The 1093-nt window shown below is 38.4% G+C and carries 1 protein-coding gene and 1 pseudogene; both read left to right on the top strand.

Going from position 1 to position 1093, the window contains the following annotated elements:
* Window positions 1-153: pseudogene (locus tag CCB157_RS16580) on the top strand (IS256 family transposase); the annotation flags it as partial.
* 658 nt (window positions 154-811) lie between these two features.
* The gene (locus CCB157_RS16585; RefSeq protein WP_077616917.1) at window positions 812-1063 is read left to right on the top strand and encodes a helix-turn-helix domain-containing protein; all 252 of its coding nucleotides are present in this window, start codon (window positions 812-814) and stop codon (window positions 1061-1063) included.
* The last annotated feature ends 30 nt before the right edge of the window (window positions 1064-1093 follow it).

Raw genomic sequence — 1093 nt, forward strand, 5'->3', positions numbered from 1 at the left:
CCGATGAACAGTTTGAGCAGTTTAGAAGCCGCTGAAAAAGTCGTATATTTGACCGTTCAAGATTTTAACGAGAAATGGGCAGAACGAAAGTTGCGAGGATTTGCCGAAGCGCAGGAAGCCCTCGAGCGAATGTTTGAAGAACGTTATCATTAACCAAATAATGTAAATAGATGAGATGAGGGGATTCTCCCTTTCCCCCTCAAGAGACTGAATATTCAGTCCCCTGGGGGGGAACCAGCCCCCCTCTATTCCAAATCTATTTCAGAGATACCCTATCTATCTTACATTACACAAAATTCTTGACGGTACCTCACGTCAATTTGTTGATTATATAGCAAATCTTTATGGATTTACTGACTTACTACAGGTGTTTATTTATGACCATGAATACTTTAATGTTACTAAAAGCACAAAGACCGAGAATTGGACATAATAAAGACTTATTAATATTGATAAGAACTATGTTCTATTTCAAATGCAATTTCGTGACGCACTCGACATGTATCGAGTGATGACGGTAGTTAATCCAAAAATAAGCCTATTCTAATCAAAATGTGATTAGAGTGGGCTTTTTTAGTGAGTCACATCAATGTTAAATTTTTAGTTTTCTTGGTTATACCAGATGAAATTTTTTAAACTACACTAATGTGTAGTTCAAATATTCATGCATGTCTTTCCTATTTAGCTGTATAATTAAATAGGAGGCGCGAATGGGCCATGTCTAATAAACGACCGTGGTATTTATGAAGTGCACCCCTTAAAGTAGACACAGGAAAAACCCCCTGTGAAAATACTTTAAGGGGTGATTTTCATGGCAAGAAAAGGACAGAAATTCAAGACATACAGCTTTGAACTCAAAAAGAAGGCAGTGGAAATGAGACTTCAAGGAATTCCCAAGGCAAAAATCGCTGAAGAACTGGGGATCCAAGATGTGGGGCGCCTGAAGGTTTGGATGAAGAAATATTGGGAACAGGGCGACTTTGGATTAATGGAACACAGGGGAAGACGGAAAGAGTACAAAGACTTGGAAAGGGAAATCAAAAGGCTGCGAATTGGAGAATGATGTTCTAAAAAAAGTGGTTGGAAATCTTGG

This window comes from Caenibacillus caldisaponilyticus (assembly GCF_002003465.1).
GTDB classification, from domain to species: Bacteria; Bacillota; Bacilli; order Bacillales; family Sporolactobacillaceae; genus Caenibacillus; species Caenibacillus caldisaponilyticus.

Bases quoted from the DNA above. Each gene is read 5' to 3' on its own strand.
- CCB157_RS16585 (WP_077616917.1), top strand. From the start codon at position 812: ATGGCAAGAAAAGGACAGAAATTCAAGACATACAGCTTTGAACTCAAA.